The sequence below is a fragment of the Streptomyces sp. SKN60 genome, from assembly GCF_026236535.1.
Taxonomy (GTDB): domain Bacteria; phylum Actinomycetota; class Actinomycetes; order Streptomycetales; family Streptomycetaceae; genus Streptomyces.
On the sequence record NZ_JAHTMW010000020.1, the window covers coordinates 90,049 to 111,868 of the forward strand.

23 protein-coding genes are annotated in these 21,820 nt (G+C 73.6%); 13 read left to right on the forward strand and 10 right to left on the reverse strand.

Annotation, left to right across the window (positions count from 1 at the left end; genetic code table 11):
- Positions 1-20: 20 nt before the first annotated feature.
- Positions 21-1,367, reverse strand: coding sequence for a helix-turn-helix domain-containing protein (locus KV205_RS28570; RefSeq protein ID WP_265867566.1), 1,347 nt, complete (start codon positions 1,365-1,367; stop codon positions 21-23).
- A gap of 111 nt (positions 1,368-1,478) precedes the next feature.
- Here KV205_RS28570 and KV205_RS28575 point away from each other — a divergent pair, with 111 nt between their 5' ends.
- Complete coding sequence (locus tag KV205_RS28575) at positions 1,479-3,065, forward strand: DUF6350 family protein (RefSeq protein ID WP_265867568.1); 1,587 nt, start codon at positions 1,479-1,481, stop codon at positions 3,063-3,065.
- Here the strand turns inward: KV205_RS28575 and KV205_RS28580 are convergent, their stop codons facing one another.
- The gene (locus tag KV205_RS28580; protein ID WP_265867570.1) at positions 3,066-3,767 is read right to left on the reverse strand and encodes a hypothetical protein; all 702 of its coding nucleotides are present in this window, start codon (positions 3,765-3,767) and stop codon (positions 3,066-3,068) included. It lies immediately after the preceding gene.
- A 265-nt stretch (positions 3,768-4,032) separates the two neighbouring features.
- Between KV205_RS28580 and purN the strand changes: the two genes are divergently transcribed.
- From purN to KV205_RS28595, 3 genes are all read left to right on the forward strand, one after another.
- Positions 4,033-4,662 carry a phosphoribosylglycinamide formyltransferase gene (gene purN, locus KV205_RS28585; RefSeq protein WP_265867629.1) on the forward strand — a complete coding sequence of 210 codons (630 nt, stop codon included), beginning with the start codon at positions 4,033-4,035 and terminating at the stop codon, positions 4,660-4,662.
- The gene (gene purH, locus KV205_RS28590; protein WP_265867572.1) at positions 4,646-6,211 is read left to right on the forward strand and encodes a bifunctional phosphoribosylaminoimidazolecarboxamide formyltransferase/IMP cyclohydrolase; all 1,566 of its coding nucleotides are present in this window, start codon (positions 4,646-4,648) and stop codon (positions 6,209-6,211) included. Before purN ends, purH begins: the two co-directional genes overlap by 17 nt.
- 139 nt (positions 6,212-6,350) lie before the next feature.
- Entirely contained in the window at positions 6,351-7,793 is a 1,443-nt protein-coding gene (locus tag KV205_RS28595) for a DUF2079 domain-containing protein (protein ID WP_374214738.1), read from the forward strand.
- 95 nt (positions 7,794-7,888) lie between these two features.
- Here the strand turns inward: KV205_RS28595 and KV205_RS28600 are convergent, their stop codons facing one another.
- Positions 7,889-8,497 carry a hypothetical protein gene (locus KV205_RS28600; protein ID WP_265867574.1) on the reverse strand — a complete coding sequence of 203 codons (609 nt, stop codon included), beginning with the start codon at positions 8,495-8,497 and terminating at the stop codon, positions 7,889-7,891.
- 240 nt (positions 8,498-8,737) lie between these two features.
- Between KV205_RS28600 and KV205_RS28605 the strand changes: the two genes are divergently transcribed.
- From KV205_RS28605 to KV205_RS28625, 5 genes are all read left to right on the forward strand, one after another.
- Positions 8,738-9,598, forward strand: a complete 861-nt coding sequence (locus KV205_RS28605; RefSeq protein ID WP_265867575.1) for a bifunctional methylenetetrahydrofolate dehydrogenase/methenyltetrahydrofolate cyclohydrolase — start codon at positions 8,738-8,740, stop codon at positions 9,596-9,598.
- 2 nt (positions 9,599-9,600) lie between these two features.
- Positions 9,601-10,137 carry a DUF3017 domain-containing protein gene (locus KV205_RS28610; protein ID WP_265867577.1) on the forward strand — a complete coding sequence of 179 codons (537 nt, stop codon included), beginning with the start codon at positions 9,601-9,603 and terminating at the stop codon, positions 10,135-10,137.
- A 347-nt stretch (positions 10,138-10,484) separates the two neighbouring features.
- Positions 10,485-11,474: a malate dehydrogenase gene (locus tag KV205_RS28615; RefSeq protein ID WP_265867578.1), complete on the forward strand. Its 990-nt coding sequence runs from the start codon at positions 10,485-10,487 to the stop codon at positions 11,472-11,474.
- Between the two features lie 113 nt (positions 11,475-11,587).
- Positions 11,588-11,833, forward strand: coding sequence for a helix-turn-helix transcriptional regulator (locus KV205_RS28620; RefSeq protein WP_265867579.1), 246 nt, complete (start codon positions 11,588-11,590; stop codon positions 11,831-11,833).
- Positions 11,833-12,336: a hypothetical protein gene (locus tag KV205_RS28625; RefSeq protein WP_265867580.1), complete on the forward strand. Its 504-nt coding sequence runs from the start codon at positions 11,833-11,835 to the stop codon at positions 12,334-12,336. Before KV205_RS28620 ends, KV205_RS28625 begins: the two co-directional genes overlap by 1 nt.
- A 16-nt stretch (positions 12,337-12,352) precedes the next feature.
- Here KV205_RS28625 and KV205_RS28630 read toward each other — a convergent pair whose 3' ends face one another.
- Together KV205_RS28630 and KV205_RS28635 are read right to left on the reverse strand one after the other, a co-directional pair.
- Positions 12,353-13,099 carry an isocitrate lyase/phosphoenolpyruvate mutase family protein gene (locus KV205_RS28630; RefSeq protein WP_265867581.1) on the reverse strand — a complete coding sequence of 249 codons (747 nt, stop codon included), beginning with the start codon at positions 13,097-13,099 and terminating at the stop codon, positions 12,353-12,355.
- Entirely contained in the window at positions 13,096-13,620 is a 525-nt protein-coding gene (locus KV205_RS28635) for a carboxymuconolactone decarboxylase family protein (protein ID WP_265867582.1), read from the reverse strand. The genes KV205_RS28630 and KV205_RS28635 overlap by 4 nt, the downstream gene beginning before the upstream one ends.
- Before the next feature lie 47 nt (positions 13,621-13,667).
- Here KV205_RS28635 and KV205_RS28640 point away from each other — a divergent pair, with 47 nt between their 5' ends.
- Positions 13,668-15,107, forward strand: coding sequence for a PLP-dependent aminotransferase family protein (locus KV205_RS28640; protein ID WP_265867583.1), 1,440 nt, complete (start codon positions 13,668-13,670; stop codon positions 15,105-15,107).
- Here KV205_RS28640 and KV205_RS28645 read toward each other — a convergent pair.
- Positions 15,104-15,910, reverse strand: a complete 807-nt coding sequence (locus KV205_RS28645) for a dienelactone hydrolase family protein (protein ID WP_265867584.1) — start codon at positions 15,908-15,910, stop codon at positions 15,104-15,106. The two genes, KV205_RS28640 and KV205_RS28645, sit on opposite strands and share 4 nt — an antisense overlap.
- 99 nt (positions 15,911-16,009) lie before the next feature.
- Between KV205_RS28645 and KV205_RS28650 the strand changes: the two genes are divergently transcribed.
- Positions 16,010-17,017 (forward strand): GlxA family transcriptional regulator, encoded by a 1,008-nt coding sequence (locus KV205_RS28650; protein WP_265867585.1) that lies wholly within the window; start codon positions 16,010-16,012, stop codon positions 17,015-17,017.
- A gap of 223 nt (positions 17,018-17,240) precedes the next feature.
- Here KV205_RS28650 and KV205_RS28655 read toward each other — a convergent pair whose 3' ends face one another.
- Positions 17,241-18,092 (reverse strand): hypothetical protein, encoded by an 852-nt coding sequence (locus KV205_RS28655; protein ID WP_265867630.1) that lies wholly within the window; start codon positions 18,090-18,092, stop codon positions 17,241-17,243.
- Between the two features lie 133 nt (positions 18,093-18,225).
- On the opposite strand from KV205_RS28655, the gene KV205_RS28660 reads away from it, so the two are divergent.
- Both KV205_RS28660 and KV205_RS28665 read left to right on the forward strand, forming a co-directional pair.
- A complete protein-coding gene (locus KV205_RS28660) occupies positions 18,226-18,531 on the forward strand; it encodes a hypothetical protein (RefSeq protein WP_265867586.1) in 306 nt (101 codons plus the stop codon).
- A 6-nt stretch (positions 18,532-18,537) separates the two neighbouring features.
- Positions 18,538-19,722 (forward strand): glutathionylspermidine synthase family protein, encoded by a 1,185-nt coding sequence (locus KV205_RS28665; protein ID WP_265867587.1) that lies wholly within the window; start codon positions 18,538-18,540, stop codon positions 19,720-19,722.
- A 49-nt stretch (positions 19,723-19,771) separates the two neighbouring features.
- On the opposite strand, the gene KV205_RS28670 is transcribed toward KV205_RS28665, so the two are convergent.
- The 3 genes from KV205_RS28670 to rocD form a co-directional block, all read right to left on the reverse strand.
- Positions 19,772-20,164, reverse strand: a complete 393-nt coding sequence (locus tag KV205_RS28670) for a DNA-binding protein (RefSeq protein ID WP_265867588.1) — start codon at positions 20,162-20,164, stop codon at positions 19,772-19,774.
- The gene (locus KV205_RS28675) at positions 20,164-20,439 is read right to left on the reverse strand and encodes a hypothetical protein (RefSeq protein ID WP_265867589.1); all 276 of its coding nucleotides are present in this window, start codon (positions 20,437-20,439) and stop codon (positions 20,164-20,166) included. Before KV205_RS28675 ends, KV205_RS28670 begins: the two co-directional genes overlap by 1 nt.
- A 109-nt stretch (positions 20,440-20,548) precedes the next feature.
- Entirely contained in the window at positions 20,549-21,763 is a 1,215-nt protein-coding gene (gene rocD, locus KV205_RS28680) for an ornithine--oxo-acid transaminase (protein WP_265867590.1), read from the reverse strand.
- Positions 21,764-21,820: the final 57 nt, after the last annotated feature.

Sequence of the window (21,820 nt, forward strand, 5' to 3'; positions counted from 1 at the left end):
GGGCCCACTCGCATACGCGTCTACTCCGCGGCCGGCACCAGGCGTTCCGGGCCCGGGTTCGGGGCCGTGCGCAGCATGTCGCGCAGCTCCTTGTCCTCCGGGCGCAGCTTCTGCGGGCCGCCGCGGACCGGGACGCCCTCGACGGCCTCGCCCGGCGCGTTCACCGGGATGTACTGGGTCGGCGCGGTCGCCGCGGTGAGGGCCGTGACGGCGATCAGCGCCGCCGTGACTCCCACCACCGCCCTGGTCAGCAGCCGCGAACGGCGCTCGCTGCCGGTCCGCACCGCCCGCGCGGCGGGCAGGGTGGCGGTCGGCGCCTCCGCGACGAGCGCGGCGAGCCGCCGCTGCAGCGCCTCGGGTTCGGCGAGGTCGGGGATCTTCTGCCCGATGACCGTACGGGCGTGCAGCAGCCGGTTCCCGGCGGCCGGGGTGCTCGCCTCGGTCTCGGCGGCGGTCTCCGGCAGATCCAGGCCCAGGCCGTCGTAGAGCAGCACGGTCCGGCGGTACGGGGCGGGCAGATCGAGCAGCGCGCCGAGCAGCGCCCGCCGCGCGGCCTCGGTCGGCGGCGAGTCCGGGTGCCGGTGACGGCGCCGGAAGCGGTGCCAGGGCGAGAGCGCGTACTCGTACGCCGTCGCCCGCACCCAGCCCACCGGGTCGCCGTCCATGGCGACCTCGGGCCAGTGCTGCCAGGCGTGGTGGAAGGCGTACTCGACCGACTCGCGGGAGAGCCGGCGGCGCCCGGTGAGCAGATAGGTCTGGTGGACCAGGCCGGGCGCGGCGTGGTCGTAGAGCGCGTCGAAGGCCTCCTCCGGCGTGGGGCCGGGGAAGGTGGCGGCCGCCGGGGCGGGCGCGGGCGCGACGGGCTCCGGTGCCGCGGGCTCCGGAGCAGGGGCCGGCGCCTCCGCCTCCGCCACCGGTGCCGGTTTCAGCCGCTCCTGGGCCTGTTCCTGGGCCCGCGGCTCGGCAGGCTCCTCGACGGCTTCGGCCGTTCGGGTGACGGTCAGGGGCACCGGTTTCGGGGCCGCGGGCTTCTGGGCCGAGGGCTTCGCCGGACCCGGCGCGGCCGGGGACTTCGGCGGGCGCGCGGCGCCCTTGGCGGCCGGGCGGGGCCGGGTGGCCGCGGGGGACGGCCGGGCGGGCTTCTCCGTACGGGGCGCGGCGGGCTCCTCGTAGACGCCGAGCAGCTTCGCGTACGCCTCACGCTTGCGGCCCCGCGGGGAGCTGCGGCCGGTCTCCCAGGCGCGGACGGTGGCCCGGGTGACGCCCAGGGCTTCCGCGACCTGGTCCTCGCTGAGGGAGAGCGACTCCCGCAGCCGGCGCCGCTCCTTGGGGGAGGGGAGCTGGACGGAGGGGCTCGTCGGACTCATCGGCGTCGACCTCCCACAGCGCGACTCCGGACGGAAATGCACATAAACGTATCTTGAGCGACACAACGGCCATTCGCCTGTTACGAGGGCAAACAGCGTGTCGCTGGCAGCATGAGCCCTGTGACGCACCTGACCGTCGAGCAGCGCCCCGCCCTGGCGCCCGCCGCCCTGGCCACCGCCTTCGTGCGCGGCGGCGTGGCGGCCGGCCTCGGCCTCGGCGCGGTCGCCGTGCTCGTGACCGCCGCCTGGATCGCCTCGCCGTTCCCCGACAGCGGCCCCGCCGGCGCCCTGCACACGGCCGCCGGGCTGTGGCTGCTCGCGCACGGCGCCGATCTGATCCGCACCGACACCGTCTCCGGCGTGCCCGCCCCGCTCGGCGTCACCCCGCTGCTGCTCACCGCCCTGCCGCTGTGGCTGGCGCACCGGGCGGCCCGCGACACCCTGGACCCGGATACGGATCCGGATCCGGACCCCGACCCCGACCCCGACTCGGACCCGGACCCGGGCGAGGGTCGCCTCCGGCCCTCGCCGGCCGGCGCCGTCGCGGCCGTCACCGCGGGATATCTGCTGGTCGTGGCGGCCGTCGTGGTCTACACGGAGGCCGGGACGCTGCCCGCGGACCTGGTCGCCACGGGCGCCTGGACGCCGGTCACCGTCTGCGCGGCGGCCGCCGCGGGCGCCTGGACCGCGCACGGCCGGCCGCTGCCGGACCGGGCGCGGTACGCGGTCGCCCTGCGCGCCGCGGTGCCGGCCCTGGCCGTGCTCGGTGCGGGTGGCGCGCTGCTCTTCGGGGCCTCGCTGTTCTGGCACGTCGGCGACGCCCAGACGTCCTTCGACGGGCTCGCGGGGGAGTGGTCGGGCCGGGCCTCGGTCGCCCTCCTCGCCTGCGCGCTGCTGCCGAACGCCGCCCTCTGGGGTCTCGCGTACGGCCTCGGCCCCGGCTTCTCGCTCGGTACGGGCGCCCTGGTCACCCCGCTCGGCTTCACCGGCACCCCGGCCGCGCCCGACTTCCCGCTGCTCGCCGCGCTGCCCGGCGCGGGCCCGGGCCGGTGGCTGCACTGGGCCGCGCTCGCGGTCCCGGTGGTGGCGGCGCTCGTCGCCGGGCACCGGGTGGGCCGGGCGGCGCGCGGCTGGACGGCGCAGGAGACGGCGCTGACGGCGCTGGGCGCGGCCTGGGTGTGCGGGGCGGCCGTCGCCGTCCTCACCGCGCTCGCCGGCGGCCCGCTCGGCTCGGGCCGGCTGGCCGTCTTCGGCCCGGTGTGGTGGCAGACCGGTGCGGCGGCGGTGCTGTGGTGCGGGGTGATCGGAGTGCCGGCGGCGTTCGCGGTACAGGCCTGGGGTCGGCGCGCCCAACGCCGCGCCGCGGCCCCCGCCGCCCCGCAGGTCCCGGCGCCCGACCCGGGCCAGGTCCAGGGCCCCGTCCCCGTACCGGAAGCGGAGCCCGTACCGCCCAAGTCCGTACTGCCGCAGCCCGCACCGGAGACGGCCGGCGCCCTGGCCCGGCTCGACGCGCTGGAGGAGCTGGACGACGGGGTGGACGAGGACTACGGCTTCCTGCCGGCCGCCTGGGAACCCTCGGCGGAACCCGCACCGGAACCGAAACCGAAATCGGAACCGAAATCGAAATCGGAACCGAAATCGGAACCCGAACAGGCCGTCCCACCGGCCGCGGCCCCGGCCCCCGACGACGACGACTGACTACTCGTGCACGCCCAGCGTGTCCTGCAGCGGCTTCGGGAGCAGGTCGTTGCAGGCCAGCTGGCTCTGCTTGGTCAGGGCGTCGGCCCGGCACTCGTAGAAGTCGCGGTAGACGAAGTGCACGAGGAAGCCGCTGCCGACGATCATCAGGGCGAGTGCGGAGGCCACCAGGCCGCTGATCGCCGCGGTCTGCTTGGCCCGGTTCGCGGTGGCCGCCGCGGCGACGCGCTCGGCGGACGGCGGACCCTCCGGTGCCTTCGCGCGGGCCCGCAGGGAGCTGATCGCCCAGTAGACGCCGAGCGCGCCGAGCAGCAGCGCCAGCTCCTGGACGAAGAAGGAGAAGAAGAAGGCCCACATGCCCGCGAGCACCGCGTACCGCGCGCGCCGCTGCGCCGGGTCCGTCGGGTCCCAGCGCAGCCCGGGGCCCTGGCCGCCGTCCGGCCCGCCGCCGGGGCCGCCGCCCTGGCCGCCGCCGCCCGAAGAGCGCTCGGGGCGGCCGCCGAAGCCGTCGGAGGAACGGCCCGGCTGACTGCTGCTCCAGCCCGGTCCGCCGGCCGAACCCCCGGTCGGACCTCCGGCCGAGCCACCGGCCGAGCCCTGGTCGGAGCCCTCCGGGAGTCTTGGCTGCCACGGCTGGTCCGGCTGCCCCTCCGGCGGCGGGGCGAACGGGTTGCTGTCGTTCGTGGACTGGCGATCCGGCATGTGCTGGACGTCTTCCCTCTGTCTGTGTGCGCGGGTGTGGCGTGCAGGTGCGCGTGCGGCTGTGGCGTGCGGCTCGGTCGTGATGTGACGCGGTGTCGCATGTCGTCGGACCCTGACGCTACCCCCCGGTCACGCCCCCGTCCCGTGGGGGTTGTCCGGAGTGCCGGTATCGTTGCTGACGGTCGGGCCCTTCGTAGGGTTCCCCGTATCGAGGGATGCGATTCGTTCGTACGACCGCACAAACACCACGGAAAGAGTGACCGCAGTGGCTGCCGCCCGCCTCGTCGTCCTGGTCTCCGGCTCCGGCACGAACCTCCAGGCCCTGCTGGACGCGATCGCCGCCGACCCCGAGGGCCCCGAGGGCTACGGTGCCGAGATCGTCGCCGTCGGCGCGGACCGCGACGCGATCGCCGGCCTGGAGCGCGCCGAGCGCGCCGGGATCCCCACCTTCGTGTGCCGGGTCAAGGACCACGCGAGCCGCGAGGAGTGGGACCGGGCGCTGACCGAGGCCACCGCCGCGTACGAGCCGGACCTGGTCGTCTCGGCCGGTTTCATGAAGATCGTCGGCAAGGAGTTCCTCGCCCGCTTCGGCGGCCGGGTCGTCAACACCCACCCGGCACTTCTCCCCAGTTTTCCCGGCGCGCACGGCGTGCGCGACGCCCTCGCCTACGGCGCGAAGGTCACCGGATGCACCGTCCACTTCGTCGACGACGGCGTCGACACCGGCCCGATCATCGCCCAGGGCGTGGTCGAGGTGCGGGACGAGGACGATGAGGCCGCGCTCCACGAGCGCATCAAGGAAGTCGAGCGATCGCTGCTCGTCGAGGTCGTGGGGCGGCTCGCCCGCAACGGCTACAGCATTGAGGGACGAAAGGTTCATGTCGGTGAGCACTGACGTTGTTAAGCCCATCCGCCGAGCGCTGGTCAGCGTCTACGACAAGACGGGGCTCGAGGAGCTCGCCCGTGGGCTGCACGAGGCCGGCGTCGAGCTGGTCTCCACCGGCTCCACCGCGTCGAAGATCGCCGCGGCCGGCGTCCCGGTCACCAAGGTCGAGGAGCTGACCGGCTTCCCCGAGTGCCTGGACGGCCGCGTCAAGACGCTGCACCCGCGCGTGCACGCCGGCATCCTCGCCGACCTGCGCCTGGAGTCGCACCGCGCGCAGCTCGCCGAGCTCGGCGTGGAGCCCTTCGACCTGGTCGTCGTGAACCTCTACCCGTTCCGCGAGACCGTCGCCTCCGGCGCCTCGGCCGACGAGTGCGTCGAGCAGATCGACATCGGCGGCCCGTCGATGGTCCGCGCCGCCGCCAAGAACCACCCGTCGGTCGCGATCGTCACCAGCCCCGAGCGGTACGCCGACGTGCTCACCGCGGTCAAGGCCGGCGGCTTCGACCTGGCCGCCCGCAAGCGGCTCGCCGCCGAGGCCTTCCAGCACACCGCCGCGTACGACGTCGCCGTCGCCTCCTGGTTCGCCGACGACTACGCCGCCGCCGACGACAGTGGCTTCCCGGACTTCCTGGGCGCCACGTACGAGCGGAACAACGTGCTGCGCTACGGCGAGAACCCGCACCAGGGCGCCGCGCTCTACGTCGACGGCACGGGCGGCCTCGCCCAGGCCGAGCAGCTGCACGGCAAGGAGATGTCGTACAACAACTACACGGACACCGACGCCGCGCGCCGGGCCGCGTACGACCACACCGAGCCGTGCGTCGCGATCATCAAGCACGCCAACCCGTGCGGCATCGCGATCGGCGCGGACGTCGCCGAGGCGCACCGCAAGGCGCACGCCTGCGACCCGCTGTCCGCGTTCGGCGGCGTCATCGCCGTCAACCGCCCGGTCTCCGTCGCCATGGCCGAGCAGGTCGCCGAGATCTTCACCGAGGTCATCGTGGCCCCCGGCTACGAGGACGGCGCGGTCGAGGTCCTCGCCAAGAAGAAGAACATCCGCGTGCTGCGCGCCGAGGGCGCCCCGGCCAACCCGGTCGAGGTCAAGCCGATCGACGGCGGCGCGCTCCTCCAGGTCACCGACCGCCTGCAGGCGGAGGGCGACGACCCGGCGAACTGGACCCTGGCCACCGGCGAGGCCCTGTCGGCCGCCGAGCTCGCCGAGCTCGCCTTCGCCTGGAAGGCCTGCCGCGCGGTCAAGTCCAACGCGATCCTGCTCGCCAAGGACGGCGCCTCGGTCGGCGTCGGCATGGGCCAGGTCAACCGCGTCGACTCGGCGAAGCTCGCCGTCGAGCGGGCCGGCGAGGAGCGCGCCCGCGGCTCGTACGCCGCCTCGGACGCCTTCTTCCCCTTCCCGGACGGCCTGGAGATCCTGACCGCCGCGGGCGTGAAGGCGGTCGTGCAGCCGGGCGGCTCGGTGCGCGACGAGCTGGTGGTCGAGGCCGCGAAGAAGGCCGGCGTCACGATGTACTTCACGGGCACGCGCCACTTCTTCCACTGAGACGGCGTCGTGCGGGGCCTTCCTCCCCGGGAAGGCCCCGCACGGCCCCGCTCGGCCCTCCGGTGGGCGGCTCTGCCGAACGGGTGGACTCTGGTCTAATGGGTTGCTCTTTTGTCGGCCGCCGTGAGTGGGGGACGTGGTGTTGGACGTACAGAACAAACCCGCTGCGGACCCTGCCGACGCGCAGAGACCGGAGGACGGCGGTCTCGCGCCCGCCCCGGTGCGCCCGTACGCGATCGTCGCCGCGGTGTTCGGCGCGCTGTACTTCCTCTACTCCTGGGTGCAGTACGAACACTTCCGCACGCCCTCCTGGGACCTCGGGATCTTCGAGCAGTCCGTCCGGGCGTACGCCGAGCTGCGCGCCCCGATCGTCGACATCAAGAGCCCCGGCTTCCTCATACTCGGGGACCACTTCAGTCCCGTGACGGCACTCCTCGCGCCGCTCTACTGGGTGTGGTCCTCCCCGCTCGCGCTGCTCTTCGCGCAGGCCGCGCTGTTCGCCGCCTCCGCCGCCGTGGTCGGCCGCACCGCCCAGCAGGTGCTCGGCAGCCGGGCCGCCGGAATCGCCCTCACCGTGGCGTACGGGCTGTCCTGGGGCCTCCAGGAGGCCGTCAAGTCCGACTTCCACGAGATCGCCTTCGCCGTCCCGCTGCTCGCCCTGACCTGCCGGGCGCTGCTCCTCGGCCGCTGGACCGCCGCCGTCGCCTGGTCCCTGCCGCTGGTCCTGGTCAAGGAGGACATGGGCCTGACGGTCGCCATGGTCGGCGCGGTGCTGTTCCTGAAGGGGCAGCGGCGGCTCGGCGCCGCCCTCGCCGCCTTCGGCACGGCCTTCTTCGCGCTCACCGTGCTCGTGCTCATCCCGGCCGCCAGCCGGGTCGGCCAGTACGACTACTGGGCCAAGATCGAGAAGGGCGGCGACGGCAGCCAGGTCTCCTTCGCCGACTCGCTCCTCGGCGCCTTCCAGCACGGCGAGAAGTGGGAGATGCTCCTCTTCCTCGTCGGCGTCACCGGCTTCCTGTGCCTGCGTTCCCCGCTGATGCTGCTGGTGCTGCCCACCCTCGGCTGGCGCTTCCTCTCGCACGACCCCAACCACTGGGGCATGTTCTGGCACTACAACGCGATCCTGATGCCGGTGGTGTTCCTCGCCCTGGTCGACGCGGTCCGCGCGGTGCGCACCTCGCCGCGGCCCTGGCTCGTCGCGTACGGGAGGGTGGCGGTGCCCGTCGTCACGGCGATCGCGCTCGTGCACGCCCTCGACATGCCGCTGCGCGAGCTGACCCGCCCCGACACCTACCGCACGGACTCCCGCACCCTCGACGCGCGGCGCGCGGTCGCGGCGGTGCCGGCGGGCGCGAGCGTCGAGACGAACGTGACGCTCATGGCCCACCTCACCGGCGACCACACCGTCTACTGGGTCGGCGGCGCGCAGGGCGTCCACCCCGACTACCTCGCCCTCGACCTCTCCTCCGGCTGGTCCCAGCCGGTCACCGACCCGGTCGCGCTGGCCGCCCAGCTGCACCCGGAGGCGCGGTACGCGGTGACGGCGATGGCGGGGCAGTTCGCGGTGCTGAAGCGGCAGTGACGGTCCGCCCCGTCGTCCCCACCGTGTTCGTACGCGAAGGGGCCCCCGGTTCCGGACGGAACGGGGGCCCCTTCGCGTATGCCGCGAGACCGGGATCAGAAGCGCGGGCGGTTGAACCAGGCCGAGGCCTGCGGGCCCACCATCGAGGCGAGGATGATGCCGCCGAGGGCGAGGCTGATGATGCCGCCGGCCGCGCCGGTCGCCTGGCCCGAGGTGAAGTTGCCGATCGCGCCGAGGATCATCAGCGAGGCGTAGATGATCGTGAGGACGCGGATCGCGGTGCCGCCGGTGGCGAACTTCACGGCGAGGAAGATGCCGAGACCGGCGATGATCAGCAGGAACACGACGATGGCGAAGCCCAGGCCGGCCAGCGCCCCCGCCGCCTCCGAGTCCGAGGCGCCGGACGCGGCGCCGATGGCGATGCCCGCGATGATCGCGATCAGGATCTGCAGGCCGGACAGGATGTACATGATCACGCGCGCCGCGGTCATCAGACCGGGCATCTTGGCCGGGCCCTGCGGGTACCCGCCGCCGTACGGCGACACCGGCGGGGCCGCCGGGTAGCCGTAGCCCTGCTGCGGCGGGACGCCCTGCGGGGCCTGCTGGGGGTAGCCGTAACCGGGCTGGCCCTGCGGGGGCTGGCCGTATCCGGGCTGGCCCTGCGGCTGCTGGCCGTAGGGGTTGTTCGGGTCGCCGAAGCTCATCGGGGGTTCCTCCGTTGATTCCTGTGCGGGGACGTGCGTCGCGGCCCTGCGCGGAGGAGGTGTCATGCGTGTCTCACGACGTATGAGCGGTGTTGCCCCCCGGCACTGCTCGCGGCACTGCGCAGATCATCGTCGTCAAAACGGCGACTGCTTGTCCAGTCGATACGCAGTGCGGTTGTGCAAGTGCAACCTCTGCTTCCGAATTGGAATCCGGCGGGGCCCATCCGGGAAGATGTCCGCATGAGCGCCCAGATTCTCGATGGCAAGGCCACCGCAGCCGCGATCAAGTCCGATCTGACCGTCCGTGTGGCGGCTCTCAAGGAGCGGGGCGTCACGCCCGGCCTCGGCACCGTCCTGGTCGGCGACGATCCGGGCAGCCAGAAGTACGTCGCCGGCAAGCACCGCGACTGCGCGCAGGTCGGCATCGCCTCCATCCAGCGCGAACTCCCCGGCACCGCCACGCAGGAGGAGATCGAGGCGGTCGTGCGCGAGCTCAACGAGGACCCGGCCTGCACCGGCTACATCGTGCAGCTGCCGCTCCCCAAGGGCATCGACGAGAACCGCATCCTGGAGCTCATGGACCCGGCGAAGGACGCCGACGGCCTGCACCCGATGAACCTCGGCCGGCTCGTCCTCAACGAGCCCGCCCCGCTGCCCTGCACCCCCAATGGCGTCATCAACCTGCTGCGGCGGCACGGCGTGGAGATCAACGGCGCGGAGGTCGTGGTCGTGGGCCGGGGGGTGACCATCGGGCGCCCGATGCCGCTGCTGCTGACCCGCCGCTCCGAGAACGCCACCGTGACCCAGTGCCACACCGGCACCAAGGACCTCGCGGCACACCTGCGGCGCGCCGACATCATCGTCGCGGCGGCCGGTGTCGGGCATCTGATCAAGCCGGAGGACGTGAAGCCTGGCGCGGCCGTGCTGGACGTCGGCGTCTCGCGCGACGCCGACGGCAAGATCGTCGGCGACGTCCACCCGGGCGTGACCGAGGTGGCCGGCTGGATCTCCCCGAACCCGGGCGGCGTCGGCCCGATGACCCGCGCCCAGCTGCTCGTCAACGTCGTCGAGGCCGCCGAGCGCGCGGCCGGGGTCCGCTGACCATGTCTTCCTCCGACGCGGAGGCGCCGCGGATCCCGGAGGAGCCGGACGCCGGTGCGGGTGCGGGTGCGGATGCCGGTGCGGCCATGGGTGCCGGTGCCGGCGTGGCCGTGGGTGCCGATGGGGCCGAGGCCGTACGCCCGCGCCGCCACCCCCGGGCCACGCTCACGACCACGACCGCCCGCCCCGAGGGCGGCGGCCGGGCGGCGCCGGGCGACGCGCCGGCGCCGGCGCGCCAGTGGCCGCTGCTCACCGTGCTCGGCCTGACCGCGCTCGGGCTGCTGATCGTGGGCACCGATCTGTTCCCGCAGGCCTTCCGGGTCGGCACCCTGCTGGTCGGGGCGGCGCTCCTGACGGGTGCGGTGCTGCGTCGCGTACTGCCCTCGGTCGGCATGCTGGCGGTGCGCTCCCGCTTCACCGACATGATCACGTACGGGGTGATGGGCGGCCTGATCGTGCTGCTCGCGCTGATGGTGCAGCCGGAGCCCTGGCTGCGGATCCCGTTCCTGGAGGACATCCTCCATCTGACGGTGAGCTGAGGCCTGAGGCCTGAGGCCTGCCTCGCAGAGAAGTGACGGCGCCCGTCCTCTCCCCCGTGGGAGGACGGGCGCCGCTGCGCTCCAGGGTCATGTACGTGCCAATGCCCGATCAAGGCCCGCCGGACCGTTGTGGCACGGAGGTGACGGAAGTGACGATTCCGGTACGTGGCTCGTTATGCGTACGTGTGGGGTGAGCCGCACCACAAGGGGGTGGGGGTGCGCACCGCCCTGGGTCCGATAGCCTGACCGCTGGATATCTCTTCACGTCGAGACATCGATCGATCAAGGGGAGACGTCCAGCATCAGGGGCAGGGACCCCCACCGCCAGCTGTCTTACGGAGATCGCCATGACCCGCACTCCCGTGAATGTCACCGTGACCGGCGCGGCCGGCCAGATCGGCTACGCGCTGCTCTTCCGCATCGCCTCCGGCCACCTGCTCGGCGCGGACGTGCCGGTCAAGCTGCGCCTCCTCGAGATCCCGCAGGGCGTGAAGGCCGCCGAGGGCACCGCCATGGAGCTCGACGACTGCGCGTTCCCGCTGCTCAAGGGCATCGACATCTTCGACGACCCGAACAAGGGCTTCGAGGGCGCCAACATCGGCCTGCTCGTCGGCGCGCGTCCGCGCGGTCCGGGCATGGAGCGCGGCGACCTGCTCGCCGCCAACGGCGGCATCTTCAAGCCGCAGGGCGAGGCCATCGCCGCCCACGCCGCGGACGACATCAAGGTCCTGGTCGTCGGCAACCCGGCCAACACCAACGCCCTGATCGCCCAGTCGGCCGCCAAGGGCGTCCCGGCCGAGCGCTTCACCGCGATGACCCGCCTGGACCACAACCGCGCCCTGACGCAGCTGGCCCAGAAGACCGGCTCCTCGGTCACGGACATCAAGCGCCTCACCATCTGGGGCAACCACTCCGCGACCCAGTACCCGGACATCTTCCACGCGGAGATCGCCGGCAAGAACGCCGCCGAGGTCGTCGGCGACCAGGCCTGGCTGGCCGACACCTTCATCCCGACCGTCGCCAAGCGCGGCGCCGCGATCATCGACGCCCGTGGCGCGTCCTCCGCGGCCTCCGCCGCGAACGCCGCCATTGACCACGTCTACACCTGGGTCAACGGCACCGCCGAGGGCGACTGGACCTCCATGGGCGTCCCGTCCGACGGCTCCTACGGCGTCCCGGAGGGCCTCATCTCCTCCTTCCCGGTCACCTGCAAGGACGGCAAGTACGAGATCGTCCAGGGCCTGGAGATCAACGAGTTCTCCCGCGCCCGCATCGACGCCTCGGTCAACGAGCTCTCCGAGGAGCGCGACGCCGTGCGCGAGCTCGGCCTCATCTGAGTCTGACCGCCGCTTGATCGCCGCCTGACCGCTTTCCACAGCGCCCCCGGCCGGATTCTCCGGCCGGGGGCGCTGTGTTGTGCAACCACAATGGAATGTAGTACTTCTTATACATGAGCGAGCAGGTGCACAACAGGCTCTCGGTCGTCAGGGCCGAGCGGAAGGTGTCGCGGCAGGCGCTGGCCGAGGCAGTGGGCGTCCACTACCAGACCATCGGCTACATCGAGCGCGGCCAGTACAACCCGAGTCTCGACCTGGCCCTGAAGGTGGCCCGGTACTTCGAGCTGCCAGTGGAGGCGCTGTTCTCCCTGGAGCCGTTCCAGCCGCTCACCACAGAGGTCTACGGGAGGACGAAGTGATGACGACGACCGCGACGCGCTACGACCGGCGCATGTACGCCGTGATGAACAACCGTGAGGCCGCGGCCCTGTTCGCGACCGCCGGGCGCCGCAAGGCCCTGGTGGGCGTGCACATCGCGCTCACGGCCGGCGTGCTCGGCGCGTTCTTCGGCTGGGGCGGGGTCCCGGGGGCGATCACCATGGTGGCGCTGCTGCTGCCGTGGGTCGTGGCGACCGGTGCGATCAACGGGGCCACCCGCGGACTCCTGGAGCTGCGCGCCCGGATGCTCGACGAGCGCCAGCTGGTCGAGCGGGACCGCGTCCGCTCCCTCGCGCACCAGCTGACCGGCCGGCTGCTCCTCGCCGGCACGGCCGCAGTGGTGGCAGCCGAGCTGTACACCGACGTCGACCTGTCCCGCCTCACGGTGCCGCTCATGGTCGCGGCCCTCGTGCTGCACCTGCTGAGCCCGCTCTGGGTCGCCGGACTGCGCGTCCAGGACGAGCCGTCCGACGACGAGAGCTGAACGGCCCGCCTCCGGCCTACGCGCCGCGCAACTCCTCGGCCAGAGCACGGACATGGTCGAGCGTACGGAGCAACAGGCCCGGGCCGAAGGTGATCCGGGTCGCGCCCAGGCGGCCGAGCTCGGCGAACGGCGGGCTGTCCGGGCGGGCCAGGAAGTTGAGCGGCAGGTCCGGGCCGAGGCCGGCTCGCAGGGCCGGCAGGTCGGCGGCCGGGGCGGCGATGGGGTACACGCAGTCGGCGCCCGCCGCCGCGTACCGCAGGGACCGGGTCACGGCCGCGGTCGCGGGTGCGGGGACGTCGCGCAGGTAGACGTCGACGCGGGCGTTGACGAAGAGCGCGTCCCCGGCCTCCGCCCGTACCGCCGCCAGCAGGTCGGCGTGCTCATGGGTGTCCTTCAGACCGCCCCGGGCGTCGGAGTCCTCCAGGTTCACGCCGGCCGCGCCGGTCTCCAGGACCCGTTCGACGAGCTCCTTCGGCGCGAGCCCGTAACCGCCCTCCACGTCCGCGGTCACCGGGACGGACACCGCCCGGACGATCCGCGCGACCTGGGCGAACATCTCGTCGGCGGGCGTGCTCCCGTCCTCGTACCCCAGCGACCGGGCGATCCCGGCGCTGGGCGTGGCGAGGGCCGGGAAGCCGGCCGCCTCGAAGGCGACGGCGCTCGCCGCGTCCCACGGGCCGGGCAGCACCAGCGGATCGCCGGCCGCCCGGCCGAGGTGCAGCGCGCGCAGCGTGCGGGCCGGCTCGCTCGCGCGCTCGCTCACTTCTTGTACGCCCCGGGGGTGTAGTGGCCCGGGACCATGCGGGTGGTGACGGCGATCCGGTTCCAGGAGTTGATCGTCACGATCGCGCCGATGACGTGCGCGAGCTCGGTCTCCTCGAAATGGCGGGCCGCCTCCGCGTACACCTCGTCCGGCACGAAGCCGTCGGTGAGGACGGTGACCGCCTCCGTCAGGGCGAGCGCGGCGAGCTCCCGCTCCGTGTAGAAGTGCTTCGACTCGCGCCAGGCCGCCAGCTGCACGATCCGCTGGACGCTCTCGCCCGCCGCCAGCGCGTCCTTGGTGTGCATGTCCAGGCAGAAGGCGCAGTTGTTGATCTGCGAGGCGCGGATCTTGATCAGCTCGTAGAGCTTCGGCTCGACATGCTTGGACGCGGCGATCTCCAGGCCGATCATGGCCTTGTAGAACTCGGGGTGCCGCTCGGCGAAGGCCTGCCGGGCCGGGTGCTCGGGGGCGTACGCCGTCGTGGCGGCCTGTGCGGTGTCCTGCGTCGTGGTGGTGGTCATGCCGACCACCGTACGGACGGGGTGGTGCCCAGGTATGGTCCATTCCCATGGCGAATGACTGGGCCACTTTCGGCGCCGACCTGCACCTCGAACCGCACGGGCAGGGGGAGGGCCTGCGCGAGGGCCTGATGAACGCGCTCCGGGACGCCGTGCGCAGCGGGCGCCTCGCCGCCGGGACCCGGCTGCCGTCCTCGCGCTCCCTCGCCGTCGACCTGGGCGTGGCCCGCAACACCGTCGCCGACGCCTACGCCGAACTCGTCGCCGAGGGCTGGCTCACCGCCCGGCAGGGCTCCGGCACCCGGGTGGCCCAGCGCTCCGTACCCCGCCGCCAGGCCCTGCGGGCCGCCCCCGCCGTCGCCCCGCACAGCCGCTCCGTCACCGCGCCGCCCGCCGGCAAGCCCACGTACAACCTGCGCCCCGGCACCCCCGACCTCGCCTCCTTCCCCCGCGCCGACTGGCTCAAGGCCGCCCGCAAGGCGCTCATGGCCGCGCCCCACGAGGCCTTCGGTTACGGCGACCCCCGCGGCCGGATCGAACTGCGCACCGTGCTCGCCGAATACCTCGCGCGGGCCCGCGGCGTGTACGCGCGGCCCGAACGGATCGTGCTCTGCTCGGGGTTCGTGCACGGCCTGATGCTGATGGGGCAGGTGCTGCGGGCCCGCGGGGTGCGGGAGGTGGCCGTCGAGTCGTACGGCCTCGACGTCCACTGGGACCTGCTGGACCGCGCCGGGCTGCGGATGCCGGCCCTGCCGTTCGACGAACGCGGCACCCGCACCGAGGAGTTGGCGTCGAAGGAGCGGGGTGCGATCGGGGCGGTCCTGCTGACGCCCGCCCACCAGTTCCCGACCGGCGGCGCCCTCCGGCCCGACCGGCGCGCGGCGGCCGTCGACTGGGCGCGGGCGGCCGGCGGGCTGCTCCTGGAGGACGACTACGACGGGGAGTTCCGCTACGACCGGCAGCCGGTGGGCGCTTTGCAGGGGCTCGACCCGGACCGGGTCGTCTACCTCGGCACCGCGAGCAAGTCCCTCGCGCCGGGCCTGCGGATCGCCTGGATGGTGCTGCCCGAACAGCTCGTCGACGAGGTCGTCGCGACGAAAGGCACCGTCGACTGGGTGTCCAGCGCGACCGACCAGCTCACCTTCGCGGAGTTCCTCGCCTCCGGCGCGTACGACCGGCACGTACGGGCCATGCGGCTGCGCTACCGGCGCCGCCGCGACCAGCTCGTCGCGGCGGTCGCCGCCGCCTCGCCCGAGACCCGGATCAGCGGCATCGCGGCCGGACTGCACGCGGTCCTCGAACTCCCCGAGGGCACCGAGGAGTCGGTGCTGCGCGCCGCCGCCTTCCAGGGCCTGGCCCTGCTCGGCATCAACCGCTTCCGACACCCCACCGTCCCGCGCACCCGCGACGCCCTGGTCGTCGGCTACGGCACCCCGTCGGACAGCGCCTGGTCGGGCGCGCTCGAAGCGCTGTGCCGGGTGCTGCCCTAGCGAGGCAGCAGCCGGGCGGTGAGGAAGGCGAGGATCTCGTCGCGGGCGCGGAGGGTCGGATGCCCGGCCTCGTCGACGAGGTGTGCGGTGACGACGCTGTGCGGAGTGCCGACGACCTCGGCGAAGAAGGGCGGCGGGGCGGGGTTCGCGGCGCTGTCCGGCAGGACCCGGCCGTCGAACGCGTCGCCGAGGAGAGCGCGGTACGCGGCGAAGCGCTGCCCCGTGCACCAGCGGTCGCCCGCGAAGCGGTAGGCGAGGACGGTGAGCCCGTCGCGGGTCAGCCGGTCGCGGACGGCCCGCGCGTCGGCCGGGTCCAGCTCGATCCCGGCGGGGTCGTCGAGGGGGAGGGAGGGGTGGTTGACGACGGGCGCGACGACGGCCGGCTCCAGGGCCATGGTGAGCGCGAAGTTGCCGGTGAAGCAGAGCCCGATCGCGCCCACGCCGGGCCCGCCGCACTCCGCGTGCGCCTGGCGCGCAAGGCCGCGCAGCCACCGGGTGACGGGGCTGGTGCCGCCGCCGGCGAACGCGCGGAACTCCGCGCTGACGCAGGCCCGGCGGACCACCTCCTGACCGCCGTCGGCCGTCGGGAAGGCGCCGTCGGTACCGAACAGGGACGGCACGTACACGGTCAGACCCGCGTCCCGCACCCAGCGGGCGAGCCGCAGCACGTCGGGGCTGATGCCCGGCATCTCGGGCAGCACGACGACGGCGGGCCCGGCGCCGGCGACGTACACGTGCTTGGTCACGCCGTGGACGGTGACGCGGCGGCGGTCGAAGTCCTCGATGGCATCGTCTTTGGTCATGGGCGTCAGCGTGACGGGCCGTGGGGTGTCCCGTTGAGGGGCCGGATCGCCAGGTCCGGGGGTAATCTCGCCAGTCGGTACGGGGGGAGGGGGCGGCGGATGGCGACGCCGGGGGAGCTGCGGGTCGGGGTCCTCGCGTACCCGGGCTGCTTCGCGTCCGAAGTCTTCGGCGTACCCGATCTGTTGACGATGGCCGCGCATGTGGCGGGCCCGGAGGCGCCCGGGTACCGGGGCGTGATCGTGTCGCCCCGCCGCCGGGTCGTCGCGTCGGGCGGCGCGAGCCTGGACGTGGGGCCGCTGTGCGAGGTGGACGTCCTCGTGGTCCCCGGGTTCGAACTGCGCCTGGGCGCGGACCTGGACGCGTGGCTCGGCGGGCTCGCGCCCGAGATCGCCGCGATCCGCGCGCGGGCGGCGGCCGGTACGGCGGTGGTGTCGCTGTGCGTCGGCGCCTTTCTGCTCGCCGAGGCCGGGCTGCTCGACGGGCGCCGGGCCACCACGTCCTGGCTGCACGCGGACGCCCTCGCCCGGCGGTACCCGGCGGCCGACGTACGGCCCGAGCACCTGGTCGTGACCGACCGGGGCGTGACGACCACGGCCGCCTTCGGCGCGATGTACGACTTCGCGCTGGAACTGATCCGCCACCACAGCGGCCCGCGGGTCGCCCGGACCACCGCCCGGCTCGCCCTCGTCGACGACGCCCGCACCTCCCAGACCCCGTACGTCGACCCGAGCCTGCTGCCGCAGCCCGGCAGCGAGTTCTCCCAGCGGGTCATGCGCCGCCTCGACCAGAACCTCGCCGCCCGCTACGACCTCCCCGCTCTCGCCGCCGCCTTCCGCGTCAGCACCCGCACCCTCCTGCGCCGCTTCTCCGCCGAAACCGGCCACACCCCGCTCGCCCACCTCCAGTCCGCCCGCGTCCGCCGCGCCCGCCACCTCCTGGAGACCACCGACCGCACCGTCGCCGCCATCGCCGCCTCGGTCGGCTACCAGGACCCCGGCACCTTCGCCGCCCTCTTCACCCGCCACACGGGCCACCGCCCGAGCGCCTACCGCACGGCCTTCCGCCGCAACGCCGAAGCCCCGGCCCCTTCGCACCCCGCCCCCTGACCGGTCGGCCGGCCCCGCCGGGCCTCCGGCCGGCACCGCCGGACCTCCGGCCCGGGCCCTGGCCCGGCTCTAGGGTCGGCTCCCGGCCTTCGGCCGGAGCCCGAGCGTTCGCCGCGCTGACAGCGGGCCCCGCCAGCCCCTGGGCTCGGCCCCCGCCTTCGGCTAGCTCCCGGCCCCCGGCCGGCTCCCGGCCCCGGCCCCAGCCGACGCACTCGCCGCGGCCTCAGCCCCCCGCCCCCGGCGTCCTCGCCGACGCCTTCCCCTCCGCCTCTGCCGGCGCCTCGCCGAACCGCGCCAGCGTCAGCGAGCCCGCCACCGCCACCGCGAAGCCCAGGAGGGCGAGCCAGCCCAGGCCGGGGCGGGTGGTGTCGCCGAGCCAGGTGATGCCGACGACGGCGGGGCCGATGGTTTCGCCGAGGACGAGGCCGGCGGTGGCGGTGGTGACGGCGCCGCGGTTGAGGGCGGAGGTGTAGAGGAGGAAGGCGCTGCCGCCGCCGACCAGGAGGGCGTAGAGGGCCGGGTCGGTCAGGTCGAAGGAGTCGAGGAGGCGGACCGCGATCTCGACCACGCCGAAGCCGAGGCCGCCCGCGAGGCCGAGGGTGAGGGCGCGGGGGCGGTTCGGGAGGCGGCCGGCGGCGGCGCCCGCCGCGAGGACGCCGAAGGAGGCCGCGAGCAGGCCCCAGGACAGCACGGCGTCGGCGCCCTCGTGGCCCTCCCGGCCGGACGCGAGCGCCAGCATCGCGAGCCCCAGGCAGACCACCGCGACCGCCGCCCACTCCGTACGGCTGAGCCGCACCTTCAGCATCCGGGAGGCGATCACCGCCGTTACCGCGAGGCTCGCCGCGAGCGACGCGCCGACCACGTAGATCGGCAGGGTCCGCAGCGCCACGATCTGCAGGACGAAGCCGAGTCCGTCCATGCCGAGCCCGGCCACGTACCGCCACTGCCGCAGCGCCCGCCACTGCAGCGCCACGTCGACCCCGCCGCCCGTGCCGGGTCCGGCGGCCCGCGCGCCGAGCGCCTGGAAGACGGAGGCAGCGCCGAAACAGACGGCCGAACCGAGCGCGCAGATCATCCCAAGAAGCACGAAAGGGACTCTAGTGCGACGGGGATCGGACGCGCGTTCACGCCGGGCCTACACTGTGCGGTCGCAACCGGGTGCCGGCAGCCGCCGCCAGCCCGGCCCACAGGGAGGGACGGGGACGGACATGCGCAGAGTGAGGTCGACCACGGTGGTCCTGGGCGGAGTGGGCCTGCTCGCCGCGACGCTGACGGCCTGCTCGTCCGAGCCCGACCGCCGCTGCATCGACCCGGTGACCTACAAGGAGCTCCCGGACTACGAGTGCGGTGGCGGTGACGGCGACAGCGACGGCAGCAGCTCCAGCCACAGCCACTCCGGCCGCTACTACTACGGCGGCTCCTCCAGCAACGGCAAGGTCAGCGGCGGCAGCTTCGACAAGTCCGCGGTCTCCAGCGGCGGCTTCGGCGGCCACGGTTCCTCCTCCGGCGGCTGATCCCCCGTGCGGCGCCACACCATCGAACCGCGGCCCGGCTGGCAGCAGACCGTCGAGGAGCAGGGCCTGATCTACCCCCTGACCCGTTACCCCGACGACTCCCTGCGCCCCTACTGGGACGAGAGCGCCTACTACTCCTTCAGCCTGCCCGAGGTGGAGACCCTGGAGGAGGTCGTCGAGGAGTTGCACGCCATGTGCCTCGCCGCGGCGGCGCACATCGTCGAGAAGGACCGGTTCGCCGAGCTCGGCATCACCGACCGCCGGCTCGCCCGCCGGGTCGCCGAGTCCTGGCGCCGCCGCGCCGAACTCCCCACCATCTACGCCCGCTTCGACCTGCGTTACGACGGCACGGGCCCGGCGAAGATGCTGGAGTACAACGCCGACACCCCCACCTCCCTCGTGGAGGCCGCCAGCCCGCAGTGGTTCTGGATGGAGGAGCGCTTCCCCGGCGCCGACCAGTGGAACTCCCTCCACGAGCGCCTCGTCGACGCCTGGAAGCGGCAGGCGCACCTGCTGCCGCCCGGCAGTCCCGTGCACTTCGTCCACTCCGACGTCGACGAGCTCGGCGAGGACCTGATGACCGTCGCATACCTCCGCGAGACCGCCCAGCAGGCCGGCCTCGCGACCGAGGCGCTGTCGGTCGAGCGGATCGGCTGGGACCGCATCTCCGGGCGCTTCGTCGACGACCGGCTGCGCTTCATCCGCGCGTGCTTCAAGCTCTACCCGTGGGAGTGGCTGACCACGGACGCCTTCGGCCCGTACGTCCTCGACACCCTGGACAACGGCGGCGGCAGCGGCACCACCTGCTGGATCGAGCCCGCCTGGAAGATGCTGCTCTCCAACAAGGCGCTCCTGGCGATCCTCTGGGAGCTCTACCCGGGCCACCCCAACCTGCTGCCCGCCTACCTCGACGGCCCGCGCGAACTCGCCACCACCACCGGCTGGGTGGCCAAGCCGCTGCTCGGCCGCGAGGGCGCGGGCGTCACGATCCACGAGCCGGGCGCCCCGGTCGTGCTCGGCGACGAGCCGGTCTGCTACCAGGAGCTCGCCCCGCTGCCCGACTTCGACGGCAACCGGGTCGTGCTCGGCGCGTGGACCGTCGGCGACGAGTCGGCGGGGCTCGGCATCCGCGAGTCGGCGGGCCTGGTCACGGACGAGTACGCCCGCTTCATCCCGCACGTGATCCTGTAGGGCCTGTCACGCCCTGGCGGGCCTGTCCGCTCCGGCTCCTGGCCCGACGTCAGATCTTCAGGACGGTGACGGCCGGGCCGCAGAGCAGCGTCAGATCCTCCGGATCCGAGGTCAGGACGGTGACCGGGCCCGGTGCGCGGCGGGCGATCGCGGCCAGGACGGCGTCGATCGCGTACTTGTGTCCGTGCAGGCCGTGTTCTCGCAGGAGCACGGCGGCCTCGTCGCTCACGGACCGGGTGACGTCGTGCACGTCGATGCGGGACAGGACCCACTGGATGCGCGCCGGGTGAACGCGCTCGTAGTCGGCCTCCAGGCGGGTCATCGCCGTGGTGGCCACCCGGACGCCCTTCTCGGCCGCGACCTCGACGCGCACCACGACACGCCGGTCCTTGAGGTAGAGCTTCGAGAGTCCTTCGCTGTCCAGCAGCAGCGTCCCCGCCATCAGGCGGCAGCCTGGGGCTGCTCGCCGTCGCGGCCGTCGTCCACGCCGGGCGAGTGATGGCGCAGCTCGGCACGGGCGGCCTCGCGCTCCTCCTCGGTCAGCGGGTCGTTGTCGATCTCGAAGTCGGCCACGATCTCCCGGAGCCGCTCCATGGCGAGCCGCTGCTCCAGCGCCTCGGCGACGTACGCGGAGAACCCGCCGGGCCCGACACGGCTGCGCACGTCCTCCGCAAGCTCCTCCGGCAGGCTGATCGAGTACTTCTTACTACCGCTCATGCCACCGATCGTACTGCTCATGCCCCCTCGTCAGGGCGCATTCCGCCGCACGACGAGGGGGCGCACCGGAGCGCAACCGGCTCAGGCCGTCAGGCCGTCCGGGCCGCCGTCACTCCGACAGCACCGCCCGCAGCTGCTCCAACCCCCAGTCCAGGTCCTCCTTCGAGATCACCAGCGGCGGCGCGATCCGGATCGTCGACCCGTGGGTGTCCTTCACCAGGACGCCCCGCTCCATCAGCCGCTCCGAGATCTGCCGGCCCGTGCCCTTCGAGGGCGCGATGTCCACGCCCGCCCACAGGCCCCGGCCGCGCACCGCCTCCACCGCGCCGCCGCCCACCAGGAGGCCCAGCTCCGCGTGCAGGTGCTCGCCCAGTTCGGCGGCCCGCTGCTGGTACTCGCCGGTGCGCAGCATCGCGATCACCTCCAGGGCGACCGCGCAGGCCAGCGGGTTGCCGCCGAAGGTCGAGCCGTGCTCGCCCGGCCGGAACACCCCGAGGACGTCGCGGTCCGCGACCACCGCCGACACCGGCACCACGCCGCCGCCGAGCGCCTTGCCGAGGACGTAGACGTCCGGCACCACGCCCTCGTGCTCGCACGCGAAGGTCTTCCCCGTACGGCCCAGGCCCGACTGGATCTCGTCGGCCATGAACAGCACGTTCCGCCGGGCCGTCAGCTCCCGCACCCCGCGCAGATAGCCGGGCGGCGGGACGAGGACGCCCGCCTCGCCCTGGATGGGTTCGAGCAGCACCGCCACCGTGTTCTCGGTGACCGCCGTCTCCAGGGCCGTCAGGTCCCCGTACGGCACGATCTCGAACCCCGGCGTGTACGGGCCGAAGTGGTCGCGCGCCTCGTGGTCCGTGGAGAAGCTGACGATCGTCGTCGTCCGGCCGTGGAAGTTGTTCGCCGCGACCACGATCTTCGCGTGCCCGTCCGGCACGCCCTTCACCTCGTACCCCCACTTCCGCGCGGTCTTCACCGCCGTCTCCACGGCCTCCGCGCCCGTGTTCATCGGGAGCACCGCCTCCTTGCCGCACAGCTCGGCAAGGCGCTCGCAGAACTCGCCGAACCGGTCGTGGTGGAAGGCCCGCGAGGTCAGCGTCACCCGGTCGAGCTGTGCCTTGGCGGCGTCGATCAGGCGTCGGTTGCCGTGGCCGAAATTGAGCGCCGAGTACCCGGCGAGCATGTCGAGGAAGCGGCGCCCCTCGACATCGGTCATCCACGCGCCCTCGGCGGACGCGACGACCACGGGCAGGGGGTGGTAGTTGTGGGCGCTGTGCGCGTCCGCGGCAGCGATCTCGTCTTGCGTCCTCGACGTACTCGACACGGGATCTCCGTTCGTCCTGCGGCAGGTGCGGGTGTGGCTCCCTTTTCTTATCGTCGC

Excerpts from the sequence above, each read along its gene's own strand:
- KV205_RS28570 (WP_265867566.1), bottom strand. The coding sequence starts at position 1,367 with ATGAGTCCGACGAGCCCCTCCGTCCAGCTCCCCTCCCCCAAGGAGCGG.
- KV205_RS28575 (WP_265867568.1), top strand. The coding sequence starts at position 1,479 with ATGAGCCCTGTGACGCACCTGACCGTCGAGCAGCGCCCCGCCCTGGCG.
- KV205_RS28580 (WP_265867570.1), bottom strand. The coding sequence starts at position 3,767 with ATGCCGGATCGCCAGTCCACGAACGACAGCAACCCGTTCGCCCCGCCG.
- purH (WP_265867572.1), top strand. The coding sequence starts at position 4,646 with ATGTCGGTGAGCACTGACGTTGTTAAGCCCATCCGCCGAGCGCTGGTC.
- KV205_RS28600 (WP_265867574.1), bottom strand. The coding sequence starts at position 8,497 with ATGAGCTTCGGCGACCCGAACAACCCCTACGGCCAGCAGCCGCAGGGC.
- KV205_RS28605 (WP_265867575.1), top strand. The coding sequence starts at position 8,738 with ATGAGCGCCCAGATTCTCGATGGCAAGGCCACCGCAGCCGCGATCAAG.
- KV205_RS28610 (WP_265867577.1), top strand. The coding sequence starts at position 9,601 with ATGTCTTCCTCCGACGCGGAGGCGCCGCGGATCCCGGAGGAGCCGGAC.
- KV205_RS28615 (WP_265867578.1), top strand. The coding sequence starts at position 10,485 with ATGACCCGCACTCCCGTGAATGTCACCGTGACCGGCGCGGCCGGCCAG.
- KV205_RS28620 (WP_265867579.1), top strand. The coding sequence starts at position 11,588 with ATGAGCGAGCAGGTGCACAACAGGCTCTCGGTCGTCAGGGCCGAGCGG.
- KV205_RS28625 (WP_265867580.1), top strand. The coding sequence starts at position 11,833 with ATGACGACGACCGCGACGCGCTACGACCGGCGCATGTACGCCGTGATG.
- KV205_RS28635 (WP_265867582.1), bottom strand. The coding sequence starts at position 13,620 with ATGACCACCACCACGACGCAGGACACCGCACAGGCCGCCACGACGGCG.
- KV205_RS28640 (WP_265867583.1), top strand. The coding sequence starts at position 13,668 with ATGGCGAATGACTGGGCCACTTTCGGCGCCGACCTGCACCTCGAACCG.
- KV205_RS28645 (WP_265867584.1), bottom strand. The coding sequence starts at position 15,910 with ATGACCAAAGACGATGCCATCGAGGACTTCGACCGCCGCCGCGTCACC.
- KV205_RS28650 (WP_265867585.1), top strand. The coding sequence starts at position 16,010 with ATGGCGACGCCGGGGGAGCTGCGGGTCGGGGTCCTCGCGTACCCGGGC.
- KV205_RS28655 (WP_265867630.1), bottom strand. The coding sequence starts at position 18,092 with ATGATCTGCGCGCTCGGTTCGGCCGTCTGTTTCGGCGCTGCCTCCGTC.
- KV205_RS28660 (WP_265867586.1), top strand. The coding sequence starts at position 18,226 with ATGCGCAGAGTGAGGTCGACCACGGTGGTCCTGGGCGGAGTGGGCCTG.
- KV205_RS28670 (WP_265867588.1), bottom strand. The coding sequence starts at position 20,164 with ATGGCGGGGACGCTGCTGCTGGACAGCGAAGGACTCTCGAAGCTCTAC.
- KV205_RS28675 (WP_265867589.1), bottom strand. The coding sequence starts at position 20,439 with ATGAGCGGTAGTAAGAAGTACTCGATCAGCCTGCCGGAGGAGCTTGCG.